This window comes from Shewanella sp. MF05956 (genome assembly GCF_059758055.1).
The window spans coordinates 16345-39344 of record NZ_JCAYNV010000019.1; the positions used below are offsets into that span (position 1 = coordinate 16345).

The window sequence follows — 23000 nt, forward strand, 5'->3', positions numbered from 1 at the left end:
TTATTCTCCACCGCTCTCAATACGTCTTTTATACGCTATGAGCTTGTTATTATTGTTGGCCACCATACTGACGGGTGAGCACTTCTAAATTATTGCCATTGCGCTTAAGCACACTGTCCATTCTAAATATTGCGTTGTCGACTTTGGCGCCCGCGTGTAATAAAAAATACTCGCTATCGACTACAAAACTCGACTTGAGGTCCGCTTCCGCTTTAATGCTGCTAAGCGATGAGCTCTCCCAAAATTCTTCAATGGTACCGTAACCGTCTGCAGGACGTTCGTTGATAATATTTTCAGCTTCACTTACGGAGACTTCATTCTCTAACATTGCAGCAAGTAAGGCGGCTTGTTCCACTTTAACGGTATTCACATTTAATAACTGTCGACTGTCGCCGGGTATTGCGCAGACATAATCTAAAATATTGATGTACACATTTTGATTAAACCCAAGCACCGCACGTAATTCGCTGCGATGTTGCATCAAGGTATTTGCTGCGCGATACGGCACATTACGTGACTCATATTCAGCATCTTCTGCACCATAAGCACTCGATACCGTATCCACGTCGATGTAATCTTTTAAGGTTTGCGTTAGTTGCTCAGCACCAAAGTCATCAACACCTAAACTTATTAACAAGGATTGAAACTGCCTTGCTGCTAAGGTCATTTTAGGTTGATTATCTTCGGTACTGCTTGACGGCTCACCCACGGCATTGACATTAAAACAGGCTCGCATATCTTCAATTTCGCCAACAATTTCGCCGTACTCTGCCGGAAAAACCACATTAGCTAACGCCCAATATTGTTGTAAATGTACTGTGCCTTCGGCGTCTTCAAAATCTTGCTTCAGCACTTTCATAGCCAGCTCTTCAGCAGACATGGCATACCAATAAGCTTGGTCATATTGCGCCATATTTAACGTCCGGCGCATAGATAACTGGTTACGGCTGGTGATATTGGTGGCAATAATGACCACTAACGCCACAATCAGCATTACGACGATAAGCGCGACACCTCGCTGCTTTTGGCCGCCCATTAGCTTGTACCCTCATCTTTTGAATCATCTTTTGAATCATCTTTTGAATCATCTTTTGAATCATTTTTTGAATCGGTAACGGGTGCGCCTTTAGGCAATAAAAAACGTCGCTGAATTTTACCTAGGCCTTCAATTTCGATTTCCATGGCAATACCTTTTGGCATTACGGTTCCATCAGCTTTAGTTTGCCATTTATCATCAATAAAAAACGAATACTCAATCGATACCACATGGTCAATCACTAGACTTTTTAACGGTTCGGCGCCCACTATGGGTTCAGGATACGGATAATACCAACGCTCTAAACGCCCCGCCTGCACAACATAAGCAACCGATTGCACACTGCCTCTGGGTAACATGCCATCTGGGTTTAGCCAGCCTAATCTGAAAAACATTAATGCTTGGGTGTCAGAGTCGAGAATATTATCGCCTGCTTGAAAAAACTGCTTACCGCGATCGCCTTCAAATGATCGTGGCGTACGAGCCACCATTTGGCCTAAATCACGCTCTAATGCACCAAAGCCTTGTTGCAAAGCTTTGAGACGAACAGCAAAGTCTTTAGTGACTTCATCGTTTTTCATTACCGCAGATAAAACCGAGTTGGCCGCAATACCCAGCATGGCAAAAATCGCTATCGCGATGAGCATTTCAAGTAAGGTAAAACCGCCTATATTAGGCTTTGTTGTGCACATAACTGCTTACCTGAGCCACAATTCGTTCATAGCGGTTATCGTCACTGACACTCACTTTAATCATTCTAAATTTATCGTCAGTGGTTTTTACCACTTCTTGTCGCCAGTACCATTCGCGCCCAGCTAATTCGACCTGGCCTTCTTTTTTGCCAATATCGGGAAAGTCACTGGTTAATCTAATATCAACCATTTGATTGCTGGCAACCCACTGGGCAAGCGTGCGTTCTTCTAAAATGGGCATGTTGGCCATTTGCTCGCTTAAGCTTTTGGTTACCGACACCGCAGCAATCGAAAACACCGCTAATGCAACAATCACCTCAAGCAAGGTCATACCTAAATTTTTATTCAATGAGCGAATAGTACGAGGTGAATTATTCATCGACTCGCCCTAACGTTAAACGCCCCAGTGCATCACCAACCACTAATACATTGACGGGTTTTAGCTCATCATCTACGGTGGAAAAATTAAGTTCAAATGGGGTCATTTCGCCACTTGGAAAGAGTAAAATTTGTGGTTCAGGATGTTTTTTCTTATCTTCTTCGCTTTCTTCATCGATAAACGGCTCGTCAAACCACGACTCATCTTGTTCATCTTCTTGTACTAATGGCATGCCATCAATCACAATGTCGAGCACGATCCCTGATTCCATTTGTTGAGTCGCCAGTAAACGGTCTTGCTCAACAGGCATCCATTTGCCTTCTTTATAAAATACAAATTGGTATTCGTCTTCATCAATCACAATGCCAATAAATTGGCCGCTGAGCACACTTTCGTCCAGCACCATTTTAGTCGCCGACATAAATCGTTGCGCCTGTTTTTTAAGCGCTTGTTCTGGCCCTGCGACGTTCATAGAAATGGTGACTGCAGCAGCCACCAAACCCATTAACAATGCAACCAGTAATACCTCAAGTAAGGTAAACCCTGCGTGACGACGAAAATGCATATTATTGGAAGTCTTGTAGATTCCAGCTGCCAATATCATCTTCAGTCCCTGGTTGTCCGTCTGGACCCGAACTAAAGATATCAATTTTGCCATTTTCACCTGGGCTTAACAGTAAATAGTCATTGCGCCATGGATCCTGCGGTAAACGCTTAACATAACCACCGTCACGAAAATTACGTGGCTCTGGCGATGACGTGGTTTTTTGTACTAATGCGTCAAGGCCTTGCTCTGTTGTTGGGTAAATACTGTTATCTAATTTATACATGTCTAAAGCATTTTCGAGCGCAACAATATCTGAAACCGCTTTTTGTTGATCCGCTTTATCTTTGTTGCCCATTAAGTTAGGCACAACCATTGACGCTAAAATACCTAAAATAACAATCACCACCATCACTTCGAGTAAGGTGAAACCGCGTTGTTTACTGTGTTGTTGCATTAAAGACTTCCTTCTAAAAATGACTCAAAATTTTGAGCTAGCTGGCTTTGCGTATTGTGCTTAGCCACTGATTAAGTTATTTAATTCTAATATTGGCTGCAAAATAGCCATCACGATAAAGAGTACAACCGACGCCATACTCACGACTAGCATGGGTTCAAAAACCCCTAAGGCGATATTGACGTTAGACTCAAACTCACGGTCTTGGTTGTCTGCGGCGCGTTCGAGCATATTTTCTAATTGGCCACTTTTTTCACCTGAGGCGATCATATACAGCATCATCGCAGGGAATAACTTAGTATTAGTCAACGCGGCACCCAAACTGGTTCCCTCACGCACACGCGCCGTTGCATCATCTACCGCGGCGCGCACTTTGACGTTTTGTAATACTTCACTCGCAATACGCATGCCATCAAGTAGTGGCACTGAACTGGCAGACAAAATACTTAAGGTGCGGGCAAAACGTGCAGTATTTAAGCCTTTGCTAACTTTACCAATAATAGGTGTATTAAGTAACGCGCTATCGTACTTCATTCGCATACTTGGCCTGGTCAGCATGCGCTGAAATAATATTAAACCGCCAAACAAAATTAAGACCACCAGCACACCCCAATGTTGCACAAAGTCAGACGCTAGGATTAAAAATTGTGTGGTACCAGGAAGCTCTTGGCCCATATGTTCAAACTGACCGACGACTTTAGGCACTACTGCGGCAAGTAATACGGCAATGACACCAATGGCGACAACCGTCAGCACAATAGGATAAATCATGGCTTGAGTGAGTTTGGACTTAAGTTGTTGGCGACGCTCGGTATAGTCAGCAAGACGATTCAGTACCACTTCTAAATGGCCCGACTTTTCACCAGAGGCAACCATGGCGCGATACAAATCGTCAAATACATGCGGAAACTCAGCCATAGAGTCGGCTAAGCTATAACCTTCAACGACTCGAGAACGAACCGCCATGATCATATTACCCAAGCGGGCTTTTTCAGATTGTTGCCCAACCGCTTTTAATGCTTCTTCAATCGGTAAGCCTGCCGCCACTAAGGTGGCAATTTGCCGAGTGATTAATGCAAGCTCGGCAACAGAAATTCGTTTTTTAAACAGGTTAGCAAGGCTAAAGCCGCCGCGTTGCGAACGGGCTTCTTTCTCACTAACAGGTTGCAGTTCAAGCGGCATAAGACGTTGCTCACGTAGCTGACTACGAGCATGACGTGCAGTATCTGCCTCTATCACTCCTTTTTGCTGTTTGCCTTTGCTATCAAGGGCTTTGTATTCAAACGCTGCCATTGATTATTCCTCGCGAGTCACGCGTAGCACTTCTTCTAACGTGGTAACACCCGCTAACACCTTGCTCATGCCGTCGTGACGAATACTTGGTATCGACTTTCTGGCATATTTTTCAATGGCTAACTCACCACGACCACCATGAATTAACTCACGGATATTGTCATCAACAATAAGAAGTTCATGAATACCGGTTCGACCACGATAACCATTTTGGCTACAAGCCTTACACCCTTTGGCGCGATAAATGATTTGGGTATCGTTAGCAGTAATGCCTAATAATTCACGTTCACGTTCATCTGGCTCGTGGGCTTCTTTACACGTTGGGCATAATGTACGAATAAGGCGCTGAGCCAAAACGCCAAGTAAACTGGATGACACGAGGAACGGTTCAACGCCCATGTCTTGTAGACGTGTAATTGCGCCCGATGCAGAGTTAGTGTGCAGCGTTGAAATGACTAAGTGACCCGTTAGCGAGGCTTGAACTGCAATTTGAGCGGTTTCAAGGTCGCGAATTTCACCAATCATGACCACATCGGGATCTTGACGTAAAATAGCACGCAGGCCCCTAGCAAAGGTCATGTCGACTTTGGTATTTACTTGAGTTTGACCGATACCTTCTAGCTCGTACTCGATAGGATCTTCAACAGTTAGGATGTTGGTATCTTTAGAGTTAATCTCAGTTAAGCCGGCATACAAGGTGGTACTTTTACCCGAACCGGTTGGACCGGTCACCAAAATAATGCCGTGAGGTTTACGGATTAATTCATCAAATTGTTCACGAATACCCGCCGTCATACCTAACTGCTGTAGATCTAAATTACCGGTATTTTTGTCTAATAAACGCATTACCACACGTTCGCCATGGCTCGATGGCATGGTCGACACACGTACATCGACTGCACGGCCGGCAATACGCAATGAAATACGGCCATCTTGCGGTAAACGTTTTTCGGCAATGTCTAAACGCGCCATCACCTTAATACGCGACACTAATAAGGATGACAATTTACGGTTTGGCTTTAAGACTTCTTTTAGTACACCATCGATACGAAAACGTACCACAAGCTGTTTTTCATAGGTTTCGACGTGAATATCTGACGCTTCTTCTTTAATCGCTTCAGACAGCAACGCATTAATTAATTTAATAATGGGCGCGTCGTCGTCACCTTCAAGTAAGTCTTCTGTTTGCGGTAATTCTTCGGCTAGGGTAAACAAGTCCATTTCATTACCAATATCTTCCATAAGCTGTTGTGCTTCTGAAGAGTTAGCTTGGTAAGCCTGGGTTAACTTAGCTTCAAACTTAGCCACTTCTAACTTTATTACGGCTAGCTCAACGCCCGCATAACGCCTGACTTCTAGCATGGCGTTTAGCGGTGTATTGTCGGTATAAAATAAACAAAGTTGCTCGTTTTCTTTGGCTAATACCAACTGAAAGCGATGCGAAAACGCAAACGGCAGACGCTCTTTACTGTTCGAGTGAAAAACTTCATCGCCTTCGACCACTTCCAGGGCAACATCACTTGATACTTGAGCTAACGGCTCTGTCATTGCACTATCAATCATTGTCTTGAGCCCTGTCCTTTTGCATGCTTTCATCGATGACTTTTAAAGCCGCATCTGATTCACGCATGTCAGTGCTCAATCCTTTACCGCTTTTATAGCGGTCAAGCATGTCATTGACTTCATCTGGCAAGTAGGCTTCTTGGCTCCACTCTTCTAGCACTGGCACCTGGGTATTTGGCATTAAATTAATACCACGACCCTGTTGCTCAAGTTGTAGAGCACGGAAGTAATTGTATTTACGACCTGCAATACCTTCCATTGTCATACCATCGCGGATAATCGTTGGCTTGATGAAAATCATCAGGTTTTTCTTGGTCTTTTTACTTGAAGAAGATTTAAACAGATGACCTAAAAATGGAATATCGCCCAAGATTGGTACTTTTTGGATACTTTCTTGTACTTCTTCATTGATCAAACCACCTAAAACCACAATTTGACCTGAGTCGGCCATCACAGTGGTGGTTAATCGACGAGTGGAAAAACTGATATCAACACCTGTATTACCGTTTACACCCGACACTTCTTGTTCGATGGTTAATTTAACCGACGAGCCTTCGTTAATTTGCGGCACCACTTTTAGCTTAACGCCCACTTCTTTACGCTCAACCGTTTGGAAAGGGTTGTCGTTATTTGAGCTGGAGGTTGAGCCAGTAATAATCGGGACTTCATCACCGACAATAAATGATGCTTCTTGGTTATCTAACGTGGTGATTGAAGGTGTGGCTAATACGTTTGAATTGGTGTCACTGGATACCGCTTGAATTAACGCGCCAAAGTTACCAGACGCCACGCCCCACGCCATGCCATTCACTTTGCCAAGCGCTTGGGCTATTAAAGTGTAATCACCATCTGTAGTAGGATTGGTTGTTTTCTTTTCAGTACCGTCCTCATTGATAATAGATACAGAGGTACCGTCTTCCTCTTGCGCAGCGAGAACCCCTGCACCAATTTCACTGATGCTTGGACCGATATTATTAAATTGGGTTAAACCACCGGAAGTGCTGCCCCATTGCACACCAAAACCGACGTTATCACCTTCGGCAATTTCAACAATAATCGCTTCAACTAAAACCTGTGCACGGCGAATGTCTAACTGGTTAATTACACTTTCAATGGTCCGTAACTGATCGGGTTCAGCGCTGATCACCAATGAGTTGGTGTCTGCATGCGCCATGATATTAATATCATTACGACGTTTAGTTGTGCTGCCCTGTGCTGCGGTGCCGCCATCTTTATTTTCTTGTAGGTTTTGTGCGAAACCGGTTAATACCTCAACTAAGTCTTCAGCTTTGGCATAACGTAAATAGCGTACTTTGGTATTACCCGTATTGGCTTGCTCAGCGTCGAGACGTTGAATTAACTCAATGACGCGCTCACGGCTTTTTTCATCGCCACTGACAACCACAGCGTTCATGCGCTCATCGGCTACTACTTTTGGAGCTTGCCCAGGTAATTGCGCTTGGTTAGCCGTTGAACGGTACAAGGTATCTACGATACGAACGATTTCACCGGCCGATGCGTAGTTTAATGTCACCACTTCAACCGCTGTGTCACCTTGCTTATCGACTCTACGCACGATTTCAACTAATTTGTTGACTACCGCAGCTCGACCAGAAATCATTAATACGTTGGCTTGGTCGTAGTTAACCACGTTACCGCCACCAGCATTGTCGTTTAACTGACGCAAAAGAGGCGCAAGTTGCTTAGCTTCAGAGTTATACAATGGCACCACGCGGGTCACCATTTCGTCACCTAAGCCAGGCGCATTATCATCGGCAACACGAATGGCTGATGTTTTAGCGTCTTTGTCTTTAATGACTTTAATGACGTGGTTTTCCATTTCAACCACGGCATAGCCATAAACCTGCAACACGTTTAAGAAGAATTGGTAATATTGCTCATCATTTAATAAGTCGTAACTACGGACGTTAATTTTACCGCGTACGGTAGGATCAACAATGATGGTTTTATTGAGGTTTTTACCGACAATATTAATAAACTCTTGAATATCAGTGCCTTTAAAATTAGCCGCATATTGTTCCGACCAGGCCATCGGCGCAGCCATCATGGCAGCACCCACTAACATTCCAGCAATAATCTTATGTCGGATCCCTTTGTTATTCATTTTACTCAATCCTCTAACGCCAAATTATTGTGGCAAACTAAACATGATTTCGACCAACTGCCCTTCACGCTCTACCATGACAGCCATTTCGGTGAGCTCAGGCAGTTGCGCCATCACTTCTAAAGCCTGACCCATATCGGTCAGATCAAATCCATTAATTGATTTCGCTAAGTCATTAGCCTGAAAACCCGCTTGCTTAAACAAGGCCGCATCTTTACCCGGGTTTAAGCGATAGCCAGAAAGCTCTTCACCGCTACGCACAGGTGAAATGGCTAAAAAGTCGGTAATTTTACTGGGGTCGGCTAATAATTCATCTCGTGAATTAGACAGTTCTTCGGAAAAATCTTGATTACTGCGACGATCCACTCGAGTCACTTTTTGATCGACCTTAGCTTGTTGTAACTGCTCGTTGGCCTGGCTTTGCGTTGTGTACTTAAGACCGTCTAGCATCAAGGTTTCGTAGCGACCACCATTAGTGATAATAATCCTGTCGGCATAGACTTCTTTTAATGATGCCGATGTGCCTTTAATTTTATCGCCTAAGCTGTAGGTGTCTTGCTGACCGCTAGACTCAATCACCGCTAAACCTTGTTCTTCAGCAGTTGAGGCAACCACACCCGTTAACTGAATAGACAAGTTAGTTTTAGGTGCATCGGTTATTTGCTCAACAGCTTCAGGCTTAGGTTTATTCGGGTTGCCATCAACACGGCCAAACAGTAATAGGTTACGCACACCAGAAAGCTCTATGCGCTTAGCAGTGCTTGCAGAAATGGGGGATGGTTGCCACGTCGCAGATTGCGATGACACTGGCATCAACTTCCATGTAATTTGTGCAGCAAGTAGCAACACAATGACTAATCCACACAAAAATACAGCTACACTTAACGGCTTATGCGGCACAGTGGCTGCTTTGGTGATCAGTTTATCTAATAAATCCATATATAATTGGACCCTCTATACGTCTTGGTACAGGTCTCTGTTCTAATTGTTGAAAAGTAATACTTAGTCGTCATGCTAACCTACAGAAGATAAAGCAACAACCCTAGCGCATATCAATTGGCGAAACTGCACCAAATATGCTAAGTTTGCGCGCACAAATGAGGCTCAATTTAACCCCATATTGCAATAATACTGACATTGTATGGCAGTTAGATTACTCAGTCTGTGAAATCATCCCTGTTTTGGAGGCCATTTGAATCAAACTCAGTCCGAAAAGAGCATTATTCGGTTAGATAAATGGTTATGGGCGGCACGATTTTATAAAACCCGCGCCATTGCAAAAGACATGATTAACGGCGGTAAAGTACATTACAACGGCCAACGGACGAAATCCAGCAAGAATGCTGAAGTCGGTGCAAAAATTCGTCTGCGCCAGGGTAATGATGATAAAGAATTGATTATCATGGTGTTATCCGGCCATCGACAAGGTGCTAATATTGCGCAAACTTTGTACGAAGAAACCCCCGAGAGCATTAGCAAACGCATCATTAACGCTGAAGCGAGACGGCTCAATATTTTGAATAATCCGGCACCAGATCATAAGCCGGATAAAAAACAACGACGACAGCTTATGCGCTTTAAAGACGTTTAAGCGACTAAAAAGAGTTAAGAGAGTAAAGATGAACAACGATATTTTACATCGCTACCTATTTGATAATGCAGATGTTCGCGGTGAAATAGTCCAGCTTGAGAATAGCTATCAAGAGGTGCTATCTGCTCACGAGTATCCAGTTGCAGTACAACATTTGTTAGGTGAGTTAATGGCTGCAACGTCGTTATTAACCGCAACGATCAAGTTTACCGGTGACATTAGCGTGCAACTGCAAGGCGACGGTCCGGTATCATTAGCGGTAATTAACGGCAATAACGAACAAGTATTACGTGGTGTATCACGCTGGAAAGGCGACATTGCAGACGATGCAAGTTTGCAGGACATGTTTGGTAAAGGCTATATGGTCATTACCCTAACACCAGACGAAGGTGAGCGTTACCAAGGTATTGTGTCGTTAGAACATGTCGATTTAGCCGCCTGTTTAGAAGAGTATTTTAATCAGTCTGAGCAGTTACCTACGCAAATCAAGTTATTTGCTAACGGCAAACAAGCTGCCGGTATGCTATTGCAAGTATTACCGACAAAGTCTGATCAAAATGATGACTTCGAACACTTATCAACCCTTACGGCCACCATCAAAGCCGAAGAGTTGTTTAGCCTAGATGCGCCAGATGTGCTGCACCGCTTATATCACCAGGAAGAAGTGCGTTTATTTGATCCTGTTGATGTGACGTTTAAATGCACGTGTTCACGTGAACGAAGTGGTTCAGCGATCAAGACGCTCTCTCAAGCAGAAATTGAAGTGATTTTAGCTGAAGAGGGTAAAATCGATATGGGTTGTGAATACTGTAAAATTACCTATTCATTTGATGCTATCGATATTGCCGCTTTATACGCAGGCAGCCACAGTAGTGATTCACAGCAATAAAGATTCCCATTACGTAATCAATTACAAAAAAAGCGCATAACGCGCTTTTTTTATGCCTAAAATTTGACTTAATAATACTTAACGCCAAAAACTTTCAGAAAAATTACCAAACTGTTCGTTACCAAAGCGTCAACTTCAGATACAATCGCCCCATTAGCTTATACAGCCAGCGCGCAATAATAATACCGAGCTAAAAATAGCACCGCGAAACCTATAATAACGATTCATTGCGAAACCCGACCTAAAAGACATGGAGATCAACACTATGGCGGATTTATCACACCGCGTTAACCTTAACCCTACGACAGCCCAGCTTGTTGAAATCGCGCTACTTCGTGGAGAAGGTCAGCTCACCGCCAACGGTGCATTAGTGGCCAAAACCGGAGAAAGAACAGGTCGCTCACCTAACGACCGTTTTATAGTTAAAGACCCCGCTACCGAAGCTGATATCGAATGGGGCAAAGTGAACCGCCCGTTTGATGCCGGTAAATTTGATGCCTTATGGGGTCGTGTTGAAGCCTACCTTGCAGACAAAGAACTGTTTATGTCTGAGCTTGAAGTCGGTGCCGATGACGACCACTACATTCCAGTTCAAGTGACAACCGAATATGCATGGCACCAGATTTTTGCCCGCAACTTATTCATTACCCCTGAAGTCTTTAACCGTAATAACAAAGACACATGGCAAATTATTAATGCCCCAGGCTTTGTGTGTGAACCAGAGCGTGACGGCACTAACTCAGAAGCGGCCGTGATCCTTAACTTTGCCGAACGCAAAGTGCTGCTTGCTGGTTTGAAGTACGCTGGAGAAATGAAAAAGTCGATGTTCTCAGTGCAAAACTTCTTGCTACCCGCTAAAGGTGTTTTGCCAATGCATTGTTCGGCAAACGTAGGCCATGAAGGCGATACCACCTTATTCTTTGGTTTGTCTGGCACAGGTAAAACCACCCTGTCAGCCGATCCGAAGCGCTTTTTAATTGGTGACGACGAACACGGTTGGGCGCCAGGTGGGGTTTTCAATATCGAAGGTGGTTGTTACGCTAAATGTATCGATCTAAGCCAAAAAAATGAGCCTGTGATTTGGGATGCGATTCGTTTTGGTACGGTATTAGAAAACGTGGTACTTGATGAACAACGCGTACCTAACTACAACGACACTAGCTTAACTGAAAACAGCCGTGCAGCTTACCCACTTGAGCATATTGCTCAACGTAAAGTTGAAAATCGTGGCGCTGAACCGCATGCTGTCGTTTTCTTAACTTGTGACGTGTCAGGTGTTTTACCGCCAGTATCGGTATTAAGTAAAGAGCAAGCTGCTTACCACTTCTTGTCTGGCTACACGGCAAAAGTGGGTTCGACTGAAATGGGTTCAACCTCTGCCATTCAGTCAACGTTCTCAACTTGTTTTGGCGCGCCCTTTTTCCCGCGTCCAGCCGGCGTATATGCCGAACTACTCATGAAGCGTATCGAATCATTTGGTAGCCAAGTGTACTTAGTTAATACTGGCTGGACTGGCGGCCCACACGGTGTCGGTAAGCGTTTTGACATTCCAACAACTCGTGCCATTGTCGATGCGATTGTTAGTGGTGAGCTAAAAGATGTGGAAACCGTCCACATCGATAAACTCAATCTTAATGTACCTGTGGCTGTAACAGGCGTAGACAGCAAGCTACTTAATCCGGTTAACACCTGGAGCGATGCTGCACAATACAACCAGTATGCACAACAATTAGCGCAAGAGTTCAGCGACAACTTTGCCAAGTATCACGTCTCTGATGCCATTAAGCAGGCTGGTCCTAAAGTCTAAACGACGACTCGGTTAACCCAAAGAGACACCATTAAAATCCCAACTTACGTTGGGATTTTTTATTGTGTAGCCTCATATTCATTAAAGGGTAGTGCTATGATGCCGTTTCAGTTTATACCCAACATCATTACCTAGAGGTCTTCATGCACCGTACTTTGCTTGCTAGTTTATGGGTTAGCCCTTTGTTATTTTGCGCAACCTTGAGTATTGCAGCTGAAGATATGATTCAGCCAACAGCGCAAACGGCTATTGAGCAAGCCAATACCTTTATAAACGACAGCATACTACCGCCAATCAAACCGTGGGCTGGTGCGAGTGAAGCCCTTCTCATAAACGCAGAACAACCGTGGGCGACACCTTTTGAACAGCAAGGTTACCTGAGTACACCAAACTACAACGACACCGTCGCGTGGTTAGATAAACTCGTCGACAGTAGTGATTTATTGCATAAAGTCAGCCTAGGAAAAAGCCCACAAGGCCGTGATATATGGATGATCGTCGCCTCAAGTGAAGGTGCTGAAACGGCAAAAACGTTAAGCGATAATGGTAAGGCCACAGTGCTTGTGCAAGCCGGTATCCACTCAGGGGAAATCGACGGTAAAGATGCCGGAATGATGCTGCTTAGAGACATGAGCCATGGCAATAAACGCGCGCTACTCGAAAACGTTAATTTTTTATTTGTACCCATATTAAGTGTTGATGCCCACGAGCGCAGCAGTGAATATAATCGGGTTAATCAGCGTGGACCAATCAATATGGGCTGGCGTACCACGGCTAATAATCTCAACTTAAACCGAGATTATGCCAAAGCGGATGCGCTTGAAATGCAGCACCTCATCCGCGCCATCAATATTTGGCAACCCGATTTGTACATCGATGTACACGTTACCGATGGCATTGACTACCAGTACGATGTCACTTTCGGCTACAACGTAAAACAAGGTTACAGCCCTAGCAGTTTTAACTGGTTAGAAACGGTCTATCGCCCCGCAATAGAAGCCGCACTCACTGAGCAAGGTCATATTCCTGGGCAGTTAGTGTTTGCTGTCGATAATGCCGACATGGCCAAAGGGGTGTCGTTATGGAACCCCAGCCCACGCTTTTCAAATGGTTATGGCGATGCCCGTCATTTGCCGACTATTTTAATCGAAAATCACAGCCTTAAACCTTACAAACAACGCGTCCTCGGTACCTATGTGATGTTGGAGCAAACGTTAAAAACGGTGGCGAAAAATAGCACTAAATTAAAATCAGCCATTTACGCAGACAAATACCGCAACTCAAGCCAACTAGCGCTCACCTGGAAAAATGAAGTATTACCTCAAGGCCGCGATTTTAAAGGCATTGATTACCGCATTGAAACCAGCCCAATAAGCGGCGCTGAGGTCGTACGCTGGACAGGTGAGCCTAAGCTGTATGCCAATATTCCTGTGGTGGCCAACACCAAAGCAGACATTATTGTTTCACGACCTGTTGCCTATTATATTCCCCCGCAATGGACCACAGTGATTGAACGTTTATCACTGCATGGCATTCGTATGACTCGACTTGAAAAACCCACACAAATTGCAGCACAGCAATATCAATTTAGCGACCCCAGTTTTTCAAGTGCTGATTATGAAGGCCATCAAACTGTTACGGCCACAACTACGACTAGCAAAGTGAATGCTCAACTTCCCGTAGGAACTGTTCGTATTACAACCGATCAACCTTTAGGGGATTTAGCCATGTTGTTATTAGAGCCGCAGGCTGAGGATTCGCTGTTTTACTGGGGGTTTTTCAATACCATTTTCACTCAAACAGAATACATTGAAGATTACGCAGTCGAGCCGTTGGCGGCAAAAATGTTAGCTGATAATCCGGCATTACAAACGGAGTTTGCTCAAGCACTCAAAGACCCTGCTTTTGCAAAAAACAGTAAAGCTAGATTACGTTGGTTTTATCAGCGTAGTCCGTATTACGACCAACAATACTTGGTTTACCCGGTGCTTAGAGCCATGAAATAGCTCAACTCACTCGTTTTAAAAAGAATAAAAGCGCTTCGGCGCTTTTATTCTTTAGGGAAATCAATCCAATGATTATATTCTCGCTCATAAAAATCGGCCGGCAAAATAGGATTGTCGAGTAGCAATATTCGGCTATTTTGAAAGCGACTTAAGGGGAATATGGAGGTTGTGGTGGGATGGTGCATAATAAATTCGCTTAATTTGCCATTGGCGAGTAATTGTAACAGTCCTTGGGTAAGACGTTTAACCAGAGGCTGATTTTGCTTGTTCACAAAAAAGTACATCGGTAATGGGTAACGTAAAATTAATTTGTCATACACCATCAATGTTTCATGACCTTGAGCGCCCACTTCTGCAAAGGCTTCGTTAATGCCACGCGGAAAATAATCACAACGTTGCTGCTCTAGCATGGTGTACATTAACGGGAAAGAAATCACCCGCTCAACCCGGTAACCGTTGTACTCCAAAATATCTGAATCTGGCCACTGGCTACCTTGGCAAGCAACCATTTTTTGTAATTGCTCTGCCGTCGTAATCTTGGCAAACTCACTTAAGCGATTACGCGCAATCACTGGCACACGATTACCCAATAAGCCACCCACTAATGGCACCGTTACCGCAAGATAATCGCGTTCACGCTCAAGGCTTGTACCCGCCCAATACACATCTAGCTGCTTATTTTTTAACATCACAAAGCCGCGCGATTGTGATAGAGACGATTCCAACGTCACAATATGCGCAGGACCAAATTCATCAGAGGTGGTGTCGAGCACTAATTGCAATAAGTCGACATAATATTGATAGGAGGTATTATCTAGAGATTGCGAAGGTTGTATACGTACGACATCCTCAGCACACACCTGCACTGATAATAAACACAATACTATCGAAAAAAACCCTGATTTATATATCAATACCTTCAATCCACAGTGATCTGACTTAACAAGATTAGCCGTAAAAACAATTAGTCATCAGCGATATTTGTGTTTAATGCGGCAAATTGTGTAACCAGTTGTAATTTTTGCTGGCGCGACATCTTTTTAATGGTAATTTCACGCTTTAATGCCGTACTGCGATCAATTTGTGGCTCTTGATAAACCAGTGTTAACGGGCCTTTACCTTTTAAAAACTTGGCAGCCTTGGGTCCACTACTTTGATGCTCAGCAAATCGACGCTTAACATCGGTCGTTATCCCAGTGTACAAATGCGAATTAGCACACCGAATAATGTATAAATACCATGAAGAAACCGCTTCAGTTTGTGACATAAACGAGAAAAACCTTAAGTATGATCATAAAACTCTTTTACCATCATGGCATACTAAGCGCTATTAATAGCGAACATCATTTTTAACTCAGGCACTAAAAGAGTGCCTTAGGTATTCATTAAGGAAGTTCAGATGCCAAACAATCAAGACCCTTGCGCCCAACCGACATTATTGCATCCAGACCAAGCTATTGAGCAATTATTAGCTCAAGTAGAGGCAACGCAAGACACTGAACTCGTCACGCTGAATCATGCAATGGACAGAGTGCTCGCAGAAGACTTAGCCTCGAGTATTGATTTACCGCCATTTGATAACTCAGCTATGGACGGCTTCGCATTTAGGTATGCTGATTTAGACAGTAGCCAAGAAAGTACGACTCTGCCATTAGTTGGCAGTTCGTTTGCAGGCCATCCATTTCACGGTAAAGCGCAGCCTAATACGTGTATCCGCATCATGACTGGCGCCCCTTTACCAGTCGGTTATGATACGGTGCAAATGCAAGAAAACGCTCAAGCTAACGGCGATAACATTACTATCGGCCATCCACATAAGTTAGGCGCTAATGTACGCAAACGGGCAGAAGAGTTACAAGCCGGCACTAAAGTATTGCATCGCGGCGTGACTATCCGAGCTGCTGAAATGGGCGTTCTGGCCACTATTGGCATTAGCCAGGTGCGCGTTACTCGTAAATTAAAAGTCGCGTTTTTCTCTACCGGTGATGAACTACGCCCTGTTGGCAGCGAACTTGCTCCTGGGCAAATTTATGATTCGAACCGCTATTCAATCCAAGGCTTATTGAGTAAAAGCAATGTTGAATGGATAGACCTTGGCGTAATTAGCGATAATAAAGAAGCCATTCGCGGCGCATTTAAAGAGGCCGCAAGTAAAGCCGATATGGTGCTCACCTCAGGTGGCGTATCTGTTGGCGAGGCTGATTTTACGAAACAAATTTTATCTGAAGAAGGCCAAATTACTTTTTGGAAATTAGCCATTAAACCAGGCAAACCGTTTGCGTTTGGTAAAATTGGCAATGCAGTCTTTTGTGGGTTACCCGGTAATCCGGTGTCATCGATGGTGACGTTTTACAAACTCGTTCTGCCTATTTTGCATAAAATGCAGGGGTTGACACCCAAAGCCCCTCTGTTTTGCCAAGCGACATTACAAACAGACATCCGCAAACAACCCGGTCGAGTAGAATACCAACGCGGCATATTAAGCCAAAATGAGTCAGGCGAATTGCAAGTTTCGATTACCGGCGGCCAAGGTTCTGGCATGTTGACGTCAATGAGTTTAGCCAACTGTTTTGTCATTTTAGAGCAATATCAAGGTGATTTGGCTAAGGGCAATACCGTCACCGTTGAGCCATTTAATAGCGTACTTTGCTAGGAGCATTATGCAGCCTGTAGACCAAGATATTTTGAGCGACAACGAGATGTTGCGCTACAGCCGTCAAATATCCATTAAAGCAATGGACATTGAAGGCCAAGAAAAACTCAAACTGGCAAAGGTATTGATTATTGGATCCGGCGGTTTAGGGTGTGCAGCTAGCCAATACCTTGCTGTAGCAGGCGTAGGGGAAATAACCATTGTCGACTTTGACACGGTCGAGCTATCCAACTTACAACGTCAAGTTTTACACTTTGATGCCAATATTGGTCAAGCCAAAGTCGATTCAGCTAAGCAAACATTGGCTCAACTCAATCCGCTCATCAAAATTAATGCGTTAAATGCGTTTTTAGATGATGCCGAAATCGACACGTTAGTCAGTCAGCACAGCTTGGTACTCGATTGTACCGACAACGTTATGGTGCGCGAGCAGCTCAATAAGAGCTGTTTTAAGCACAAGATACCATTAGTGTCTGCGGCGGCTATACGCATGGAAGGCACAGTAACCGTATTTGACTATCAAGCTGATACACCATGTTATCAATGTTTTAGTGCATTGTTTGGTGAGCAACAATTAACGTGTGTCGAATCGGGTATTTTAGCTCCCGTGGTAGGAATGATTGGTTGTATTCAGGCAACGGAAGCCATCAAAGTGATTAGCGCGATGGGACAAGCTTTGTCAGGAAAGTTGTTAATGGTTGATGCGATGACCATGGAGTTTAGGCAAATGACATTACCGAAACAACCGCAATGCAAAGTATGCGGTAGCGGCGCGTAAAAAACGTAACCTATCCCAAATCAACCAAAATAAAAGCACAAGAGGATAAATACTCCTGTGCTTTTATTATTCTACCGGCACGTCGTTGGCGTTGGCCTCTGCAGACATTAATGCTTGTTGCGCTAAACGTTCACGATCCGCTTTCGCAACGTACGGATTTTTATTCGCGGCATGTAGCTTGGCGTTGGCTTTTTTGGCCTTGGCTTTCAATGTTTGGTTAATTTTCTTTTTACGGTTCATATAATTCACATCATCGACAAAATACCAGCGCGATTATAGCGTCAAACGCCCTCAGGCTCTATTCATTCTAACGCTTAACTTAGCTTAACCCCTGAACCGCCAGCAGATAGCTTAGCGTTTATAAATCTTCTTGTAACACCACCCACAAAGCATGAATAAGCCCCGGGATAAAAAAGAAAAAGCACAGCAATACGTTAATCAGTAAATCTTTACCCAAGCCTTTTTTCAAAAATACCGCTAACGGTGGTAGCAATATCGCAATGATGACCAGTAATAATTTGTTTGTGTCCATTTTTCATCCTTATTATGTTGCTTAATTAAGAGAATACAATTATAAAAATAGCATAAGATACAGATTGTTAAACAACACATTTACAATAAAGATTACAAACAGTTTAACAACGCGCTTATCAAGGTATTCTATTAACGATGTGCTATGGTTAATTCCCGGCGCGCTATTCTCCAGCCAATGCAACAATACTGATAGGTCATATGGAACATAACCAAAGTATTATTTTCGTTCAATTCTTTTGCTTAATCGGTAGCAGTTGTGCCATTGCATGGGCAATATACGCAGGCGTGTTCCGCATTGCTCCTAGAGCAAGTTGGCGCTTCGCCCTAGCAAACACCCTCACTGTGGGAGGGGTGCTGCTCTACACGCAACGCAGCGAAACCATTAACTATTTATACTGGTTTACTGCCGACATGACCATTTTATTGGGGTTTGCATTGGTGCGTTGGGGTTGCCAGCATTTATTTAAACGTCCGGTATCGTATCTGTTTGACCTGGTATTGTTAACCAGCTGCGCCTTGTTGATGTTATTGGTTCCGCCCTCTCTGGCGTATGCCGTTTATCTGGTGATTATTATGAGCATCACCGCGGCCACGTTGATCTCACTCACAGGCCTGGATAACGTCAAAACAGCTAAAAAACACATGCCTATGTTTTATGCCATTTTAATTAATGTGCCTTTTTTTATTATGGGCGCCCTGTTTCTCACCCGAGCTGTAGCACTGTTTCTCTACCCTGAAGATTTGGCCAAACTCTCTGCCGCCAATAAACTTAACGCGCCAATAGTCATGTGGAGCTATATCATTTTATTGCTGCTCACTAACTTAGTGTTATACGGTAATGCCCTGACACGGCTGGTGTATAAAGTGGCTCGTTTAGTGAATAGAGATCAACTCACAGGGTTATGGAACCGACACGCCTTACTCGATAAATTAGATGAAGTGGATGCACTGTGGCAGCGTAGCGGATCAGCTTATAGCTTATTGGTGCTGGACCTGGATCACTTTAAAAAGGTCAATGACACTTATGGCCATATTGCAGGGGATGCCGTATTAAAACATACCGCGACGTTATTGCAGCAATCACTACGCAAAGTCGATTTTATTTGCCGCTACGGAGGTGAAGAGTTTTTGATTATTCTGCCATCAACCAATGCTGATGAGGCCAACATAGTTGCCAAGAAAATTCAGTCTAAAATCAATAGCACATCTGTACAGTGGCAACAGCAAGAGATTAATCTCACCTTAAGCATTGGTTATGCGACCAGCAAAACCCACATCAATGTAGAGCAGTTATTACAATTAGCCGATGAGGCGATGTACCTTGCTAAAAATACCGGCCGCAACACTATTTGCACCAAAGAGTTGAAAATATCGTCTCAATAAATAGGCTATAGCCAATAGAATATTTGCTGATATTGCAGGTCAAGCTAGCTTTTCGTTGGCCAAGCTAAGCTATCGGGTTGTTGCCATTGCTCGGCGACTATCGTCATAAATGGTGTATCGACAAACCACTCGCCTTGAGTCGGTAATTGCTGGAAGGCATATTGCTGGCCTAAATAGTTAAAATACAAACTATATGCGTGCAAGTAACAACGATCGCTCGTATCTTTACCGTAAAGTGTGTCACCTAAAATAGGCACGCCAATGCTGGCTAATGCCACACGTAATTGATGGGTCTTACCGCTTAATGGCTTTAAAAGGTATGCGCGCTTCCCTTCACTAATACCCATGCAAAAAAACTGCGTCATAGCGGGGTTTTCTGTCGTACGTAGTAATTTGTACATACTGCGGCGAGATTTTGCCATGTCGCCGACAATCCAACCTTGCTTCTTTTTAGGTTTACCTAATGCAATGGCTAAATAGTATTTTTGCACTTGATGGGCCGTAAACATTTGTGTAAACACATTGGCGGCTTGTGGCGAACGAGCCACGATTAACAACCCTGAGGTGGGAGTATCTAAACGATGAACCGGATACAACTTATAGCCTAAATCGGCTTCAGCTTGCGCAATAACGCCTGCATTACCATCTTGACTATGAAAGTGAACATGAGGCGCTTTATTGATGACAATAAAGTCAGGTTGCTCGCTCAGCAATTGATACATTGATGAATCCAACTCGATAATACCCGCAGCTAAACCTTGGGTTATTTAAAATGAATATTTACTAACAATCCAGGATTATTGTCATCTAATGAAATAGTGGCTTTATGGCGCGATAAAATCGCTTTTACCATCGATAAACCTAAACCCGTGCCCTTGTAATGACGGCTCGGATCAAGACGAACTAGACGGTCGAATACCCGCTCTTTATCTTCATCCAAAATGCCTGGACCATTATCACTAATCTGAATATGCTTGCCACGCTGTTTAATGCAAATTGCTGCACCAACCGGTGAATACTTAATCGCATTATCGACTAAATTAAATAGCGCTTGGAATAATAGGTATTTATCACCATTAATATGCACATCGTTTTCCAGCGAAATCTCTAATATTTGATCGCGCGATTCGGCGATGGCATCAGCCATTTCAAATAAATCTTGGCAAATCTGTTGTAAACTCACTGGCTGTAAATCAAGCGTTTGCTGACCTTCTTCGATTCGAGTTAATGATAACATCGCATCAAACGTGCCTAAACAATGATCTAGCTCTTCAAGTAACTCTGCTGTCGCATCGGCTAATTGGTGAGTGGGTTTATCAGCAAGTTGCTCAATCCCAATACGTAAATGCGATAACGGCGTACGTAAGTCATGGGCAATATTATCAGTGACACCACGCACGGCGCGTAGGTTTTGCTCCAAGGTATCGAGCACGAGGTTAAATTGCCGCGCTAACATGTCAAACTCATCTTGGCTGTCACTGACAGGTAAACGTGTTTCGTAATGTCCGGCTTCAATTTGTTCACTTAAACGGTTGTATTCGACCAGTCGTCTAAGGATGGCTTTTGAGAAAATATAACCCAATGCCAACGTTAAACCTAAGGTAAAGGCTACAGCCCAGAAAGCAGCATTGATAAACTTTTCAATGAGGGTTGCGAGGTGATCGGTTCGGGTAGCAATGAGCACGGGACCGTAACGTGTAATCACTAATCCACCCGTTAAGATATGCAGCTTATCTGGGCCACCGGTAAAGATAGGAAAGTCTTTGGTTTCAGGTAACTGCGGCATGTTTTCAGGTAAAAAGGTCAATGCCCCGACCATATCAACACTGTTACGCCAGGCGATAAGCGCCGTTTTAGGATCGGCGGCGCGGATCTGTGCTGCAAAACTGCGGCGATTAACCGTTAATGCTAACTGCTGATAGCGCTGCATTTCTGCCGCAAGATGCTTATCAACCTGGTTTTGCTGCTCTATCACTAATTGTCGATACAGGCTTAATACCAACATCACAATTAAGATGGTCACTAACGTCGAGAAAATAAGCGTGATGCGCCACGCACTACTTTGATATGGCTTAATGGCCTTTGCAGAGGCGATAACCCGCACCCCTTACTGTTTCAATTAATTCACCGTGCCCAAGTTCTTCAAACTTACGACGCAGTTTTGCAATATGCACATCGATAACATTGGTGCGAGGGTCAAAATGATAATCCCATACCGCTTCAAATAGCAGGGTACGGCTAATCACTTGATTAGGGTGTTCCATTAAATACTTGAGTAGCTGAAACTCTTTTGGTTGCAGCATTAACTCACTGTCATCTAGTGTCACTTTACGCGTCAGCAGCTCCATTTTCAGGCCGCCAACTTCAATATCTGTTGCGGCTGGCTCTACAACATTACGTTGTACCAGCTTTTCTGCACGCACCAATAACTCTGCAAATGCGAACGGTTTGGTCATGTAGTCGTCGCCACCCGCACGTAAGCCTTTAACACGCTCATCGACATGGCTGAGTGCTGACAAGATTAATACTGGCGTTTTATTACCGCTGGTACGCAATGCCGACAATAAGGTTAAGCCGTCGAGCTTAGGTAACATTCGGTCTAAAATGAGTAAGTCATATTGATTGTGCTTGGCTAATGTTAAGCCTTCTTGACCATCTGTTGCACTGTCTACCTGATACTTCTGTGCAGTAAATCCGTCAGCCACATATTTTAATGTAGTGGCGTCATCTTCAACCAATAAAATGCGCTTAGTCATAGAGTCTTTAATCCCATTTGAGCAGTGGAAGTGGACGTAAGGTTTCAATGTCGAAAGCAATGGTATTCTTACTATCTTGATTGAGGAGTTTTAGTTCGAGATAACTAATGGATAAATCGTGGTCCAATTCCGCTTGCGTTAAATATCCTTGTTGATCTTCAATCGCTAAAGCGACCAGTGCAGAAAATGTCATGTGCTTGGCTTGGAGCATTTTTGCCGCGCTCACAGAGCCAACATCATCAGAGCTATACACTGATGATTTTTCATTTAGCAGCACACCATCTAAAGCTCGGTACTGATATTTACTCATTTTACGTGTTTCTACGTTAACCATAGAAATTTTGTAAACGAGTAACCCTTCTTCCACATCAACATCAAAGTCACAAATTGTGCCTTTGTCTTGTTGTTCTAATTGCTCCATGACCACAATTGGCTTTAAAAACTCGCCATTGATCAACAAAGTATGCATAGATGGAGTTGCCATCACGGCACAAGGAAGAAAGCATATTGCTAA

The 23000-nt window shown here is 43.8% G+C and carries 23 protein-coding genes and 1 pseudogene; 7 read left to right on the forward strand and 17 right to left on the reverse strand.

Annotated features, from left to right (window positions below; all coding sequences use genetic code 11):
- Window positions 1-49: 49 nt before the first annotated feature.
- From gspK to gspC, 9 genes are read right to left on the reverse strand one after another with little or no spacing between them, the layout of a single operon-like run.
- Window positions 50-1036: a type II secretion system minor pseudopilin GspK gene (gene gspK, locus AC19MX_RS18075; protein ID WP_432404001.1), complete on the reverse strand. Its 987-nt coding sequence runs from the start codon at window positions 1034-1036 to the stop codon at window positions 50-52.
- Window positions 1036-1728: a type II secretion system minor pseudopilin GspJ gene (gene gspJ / locus AC19MX_RS18080; RefSeq protein ID WP_498299332.1), complete on the reverse strand. Its 693-nt coding sequence runs from the start codon at window positions 1726-1728 to the stop codon at window positions 1036-1038. Before gspJ ends, gspK begins: the two co-directional genes overlap by 1 nt.
- Window positions 1709-2107 (reverse strand): type II secretion system minor pseudopilin GspI, encoded by a 399-nt coding sequence (gene gspI, locus AC19MX_RS18085; RefSeq protein WP_498299333.1) that lies wholly within the window; start codon window positions 2105-2107, stop codon window positions 1709-1711. Before gspI ends, gspJ begins: the two co-directional genes overlap by 20 nt.
- Complete coding sequence (gspH, locus tag AC19MX_RS18090) at window positions 2100-2672, reverse strand: type II secretion system minor pseudopilin GspH (protein ID WP_498299334.1); 573 nt, start codon at window positions 2670-2672, stop codon at window positions 2100-2102. The genes gspI and gspH overlap by 8 nt, the downstream gene beginning before the upstream one ends.
- Before the next feature lies 1 nt (window position 2673).
- Entirely contained in the window at window positions 2674-3108 is a 435-nt protein-coding gene (gspG, locus tag AC19MX_RS18095; RefSeq protein ID WP_498299335.1) for a type II secretion system major pseudopilin GspG, read from the reverse strand.
- A 60-nt stretch (window positions 3109-3168) separates the two neighbouring features.
- Window positions 3169-4401 carry a type II secretion system inner membrane protein GspF gene (gene gspF / locus AC19MX_RS18100; protein WP_432404019.1) on the reverse strand — a complete coding sequence of 411 codons (1233 nt, stop codon included), beginning with the start codon at window positions 4399-4401 and terminating at the stop codon, window positions 3169-3171.
- A 3-nt stretch (window positions 4402-4404) separates the two neighbouring features.
- Complete coding sequence (gene gspE, locus AC19MX_RS18105) at window positions 4405-5949, reverse strand: type II secretion system ATPase GspE (protein ID WP_498299392.1); 1545 nt, start codon at window positions 5947-5949, stop codon at window positions 4405-4407.
- Between the two features lie 7 nt (window positions 5950-5956).
- Window positions 5957-8089: a type II secretion system secretin GspD gene (gene gspD, locus AC19MX_RS18110; protein ID WP_498299336.1), complete on the reverse strand. Its 2133-nt coding sequence runs from the start codon at window positions 8087-8089 to the stop codon at window positions 5957-5959.
- A gap of 24 nt (window positions 8090-8113) precedes the next feature.
- Window positions 8114-9028 (reverse strand): type II secretion system protein GspC, encoded by a 915-nt coding sequence (gspC, locus tag AC19MX_RS18115; RefSeq protein ID WP_498299337.1) that lies wholly within the window; start codon window positions 9026-9028, stop codon window positions 8114-8116.
- A gap of 253 nt (window positions 9029-9281) precedes the next feature.
- Between gspC and hslR the strand changes: the two genes are divergently transcribed.
- The 4 genes from hslR (at window position 9282) to AC19MX_RS18135 (ending at window position 14382) form a co-directional block, all read left to right on the forward strand.
- Window positions 9282-9680 (forward strand): ribosome-associated heat shock protein Hsp15, encoded by a 399-nt coding sequence (hslR, locus tag AC19MX_RS18120; protein ID WP_432404030.1) that lies wholly within the window; start codon window positions 9282-9284, stop codon window positions 9678-9680.
- A gap of 28 nt (window positions 9681-9708) precedes the next feature.
- Complete coding sequence (gene hslO / locus AC19MX_RS18125) at window positions 9709-10569, forward strand: Hsp33 family molecular chaperone HslO (protein WP_432404033.1); 861 nt, start codon at window positions 9709-9711, stop codon at window positions 10567-10569.
- Between the two features lie 250 nt (window positions 10570-10819).
- Complete coding sequence (locus AC19MX_RS18130) at window positions 10820-12376, forward strand: phosphoenolpyruvate carboxykinase (protein WP_432404036.1); 1557 nt, start codon at window positions 10820-10822, stop codon at window positions 12374-12376.
- 221 nt (window positions 12377-12597) lie between these two features.
- On the forward strand, window positions 12598-14382 hold the full coding sequence (locus tag AC19MX_RS18135) for a M14 family metallopeptidase (RefSeq protein WP_498299393.1): 1785 nt from the start codon (window positions 12598-12600) through the stop codon (window positions 14380-14382).
- A 44-nt stretch (window positions 14383-14426) separates the two neighbouring features.
- Here the strand turns inward: AC19MX_RS18135 and AC19MX_RS18140 are convergent, their stop codons facing one another.
- On the reverse strand, window positions 14427-15296 hold the full coding sequence (locus AC19MX_RS18140) for a transporter substrate-binding domain-containing protein (RefSeq protein WP_498299338.1): 870 nt from the start codon (window positions 15294-15296) through the stop codon (window positions 14427-14429).
- A gap of 50 nt (window positions 15297-15346) precedes the next feature.
- Window positions 15347-15646: pseudogene (locus tag AC19MX_RS18145) on the reverse strand (GIY-YIG nuclease family protein); the annotation flags it as partial.
- A gap of 135 nt (window positions 15647-15781) precedes the next feature.
- Between AC19MX_RS18145 and moeA the strand changes: the two are divergent.
- On the forward strand, window positions 15782-17035 hold the full coding sequence (gene moeA / locus AC19MX_RS18150; protein WP_498299339.1) for a molybdopterin molybdotransferase MoeA: 1254 nt from the start codon (window positions 15782-15784) through the stop codon (window positions 17033-17035).
- 7 nt (window positions 17036-17042) lie between these two features.
- Window positions 17043-17813 (forward strand): molybdopterin-synthase adenylyltransferase MoeB, encoded by a 771-nt coding sequence (gene moeB, locus AC19MX_RS18155; protein WP_498299341.1) that lies wholly within the window; start codon window positions 17043-17045, stop codon window positions 17811-17813.
- A 66-nt stretch (window positions 17814-17879) separates the two neighbouring features.
- On the opposite strand, the gene AC19MX_RS18160 is transcribed toward moeB, so the two are convergent.
- Entirely contained in the window at window positions 17880-18053 is a 174-nt protein-coding gene (locus AC19MX_RS18160; protein WP_498299343.1) for a DUF2986 domain-containing protein, read from the reverse strand.
- Window positions 18054-18171: 118 nt separating this feature from the next.
- Window positions 18172-18345 (reverse strand): YqaE/Pmp3 family membrane protein, encoded by a 174-nt coding sequence (locus AC19MX_RS18165; protein ID WP_160055483.1) that lies wholly within the window; start codon window positions 18343-18345, stop codon window positions 18172-18174.
- Between the two features lie 200 nt (window positions 18346-18545).
- Between AC19MX_RS18165 and AC19MX_RS18170 the strand changes: the two genes are divergently transcribed.
- The gene (locus tag AC19MX_RS18170) at window positions 18546-19730 is read left to right on the forward strand and encodes a GGDEF domain-containing protein (RefSeq protein WP_498299344.1); all 1185 of its coding nucleotides are present in this window, start codon (window positions 18546-18548) and stop codon (window positions 19728-19730) included.
- 44 nt (window positions 19731-19774) lie between these two features.
- Here the strand turns inward: AC19MX_RS18170 and AC19MX_RS18175 are convergent, their stop codons facing one another.
- From AC19MX_RS18175 to AC19MX_RS18190, 4 genes are all read right to left on the reverse strand, one after another.
- The gene (locus AC19MX_RS18175) at window positions 19775-20452 is read right to left on the reverse strand and encodes a TIGR01621 family pseudouridine synthase (protein WP_498299345.1); all 678 of its coding nucleotides are present in this window, start codon (window positions 20450-20452) and stop codon (window positions 19775-19777) included.
- Window positions 20453-20493: 41 nt separating this feature from the next.
- A complete protein-coding gene (locus AC19MX_RS18180) occupies window positions 20494-21735 on the reverse strand; it encodes a sensor histidine kinase (RefSeq protein ID WP_432404228.1) in 1242 nt (413 codons plus the stop codon).
- Between the two features lie 67 nt (window positions 21736-21802).
- Window positions 21803-22486, reverse strand: a complete 684-nt coding sequence (locus tag AC19MX_RS18185) for a response regulator transcription factor (protein ID WP_188958739.1) — start codon at window positions 22484-22486, stop codon at window positions 21803-21805.
- 7 nt (window positions 22487-22493) lie between these two features.
- A complete protein-coding gene (locus AC19MX_RS18190) occupies window positions 22494-22955 on the reverse strand; it encodes a hypothetical protein (protein WP_432404062.1) in 462 nt (153 codons plus the stop codon).
- Window positions 22956-23000 lie beyond the last annotated feature (45 nt).

What these genes read in the sequence shown, in the direction of transcription:
- gspH (WP_498299334.1), bottom strand. Translation starts at nt 2,672, where the DNA reads ATGCATTTTCGTCGTCACGCAGGGTTTACCTTACTTGAGGTATTACTG.
- AC19MX_RS18135 (WP_498299393.1), top strand. Translation starts at nt 12,598, where the DNA reads ATGATTCAGCCAACAGCGCAAACGGCTATTGAGCAAGCCAATACCTTT.
- AC19MX_RS18165 (WP_160055483.1), bottom strand. Translation starts at nt 18,345, where the DNA reads ATGGACACAAACAAATTATTACTGGTCATCATTGCGATATTGCTACCA.
- AC19MX_RS18160 (WP_498299343.1), bottom strand. Translation starts at nt 18,053, where the DNA reads ATGAACCGTAAAAAGAAAATTAACCAAACATTGAAAGCCAAGGCCAAA.
- AC19MX_RS18170 (WP_498299344.1), top strand. Translation starts at nt 18,546, where the DNA reads ATGGAACATAACCAAAGTATTATTTTCGTTCAATTCTTTTGCTTAATC.
- AC19MX_RS18175 (WP_498299345.1), bottom strand. Translation starts at nt 20,452, where the DNA reads ATGTATCAATTGCTGAGCGAGCAACCTGACTTTATTGTCATCAATAAA.
- gspC (WP_498299337.1), bottom strand. Translation starts at nt 9,028, where the DNA reads ATGGATTTATTAGATAAACTGATCACCAAAGCAGCCACTGTGCCGCAT.
- gspK (WP_432404001.1), bottom strand. Translation starts at nt 1,036, where the DNA reads ATGGGCGGCCAAAAGCAGCGAGGTGTCGCGCTTATCGTCGTAATGCTG.
- AC19MX_RS18190 (WP_432404062.1), bottom strand. Translation starts at nt 22,955, where the DNA reads ATGCATACTTTGTTGATCAATGGCGAGTTTTTAAAGCCAATTGTGGTC.
- gspE (WP_498299392.1), bottom strand. Translation starts at nt 5,949, where the DNA reads ATGACAGAGCCGTTAGCTCAAGTATCAAGTGATGTTGCCCTGGAAGTG.
- AC19MX_RS18130 (WP_432404036.1), top strand. Translation starts at nt 10,820, where the DNA reads ATGGAGATCAACACTATGGCGGATTTATCACACCGCGTTAACCTTAAC.
- gspI (WP_498299333.1), bottom strand. Translation starts at nt 2,107, where the DNA reads ATGAATAATTCACCTCGTACTATTCGCTCATTGAATAAAAATTTAGGT.
- gspJ (WP_498299332.1), bottom strand. Translation starts at nt 1,728, where the DNA reads ATGTGCACAACAAAGCCTAATATAGGCGGTTTTACCTTACTTGAAATG.
- AC19MX_RS18185 (WP_188958739.1), bottom strand. Translation starts at nt 22,486, where the DNA reads ATGACTAAGCGCATTTTATTGGTTGAAGATGACGCCACTACATTAAAA.
- AC19MX_RS18180 (WP_432404228.1), bottom strand. Translation starts at nt 21,735, where the DNA reads ATGTTGGTATTAAGCCTGTATCGACAATTAGTGATAGAGCAGCAAAAC.
- moeB (WP_498299341.1), top strand. Translation starts at nt 17,043, where the DNA reads ATGCAGCCTGTAGACCAAGATATTTTGAGCGACAACGAGATGTTGCGC.
- gspG (WP_498299335.1), bottom strand. Translation starts at nt 3,108, where the DNA reads ATGCAACAACACAGTAAACAACGCGGTTTCACCTTACTCGAAGTGATG.
- moeA (WP_498299339.1), top strand. Translation starts at nt 15,782, where the DNA reads ATGCCAAACAATCAAGACCCTTGCGCCCAACCGACATTATTGCATCCA.
- hslO (WP_432404033.1), top strand. Translation starts at nt 9,709, where the DNA reads ATGAACAACGATATTTTACATCGCTACCTATTTGATAATGCAGATGTT.
- gspD (WP_498299336.1), bottom strand. Translation starts at nt 8,089, where the DNA reads ATGAATAACAAAGGGATCCGACATAAGATTATTGCTGGAATGTTAGTG.
- gspF (WP_432404019.1), bottom strand. Translation starts at nt 4,401, where the DNA reads ATGGCAGCGTTTGAATACAAAGCCCTTGATAGCAAAGGCAAACAGCAA.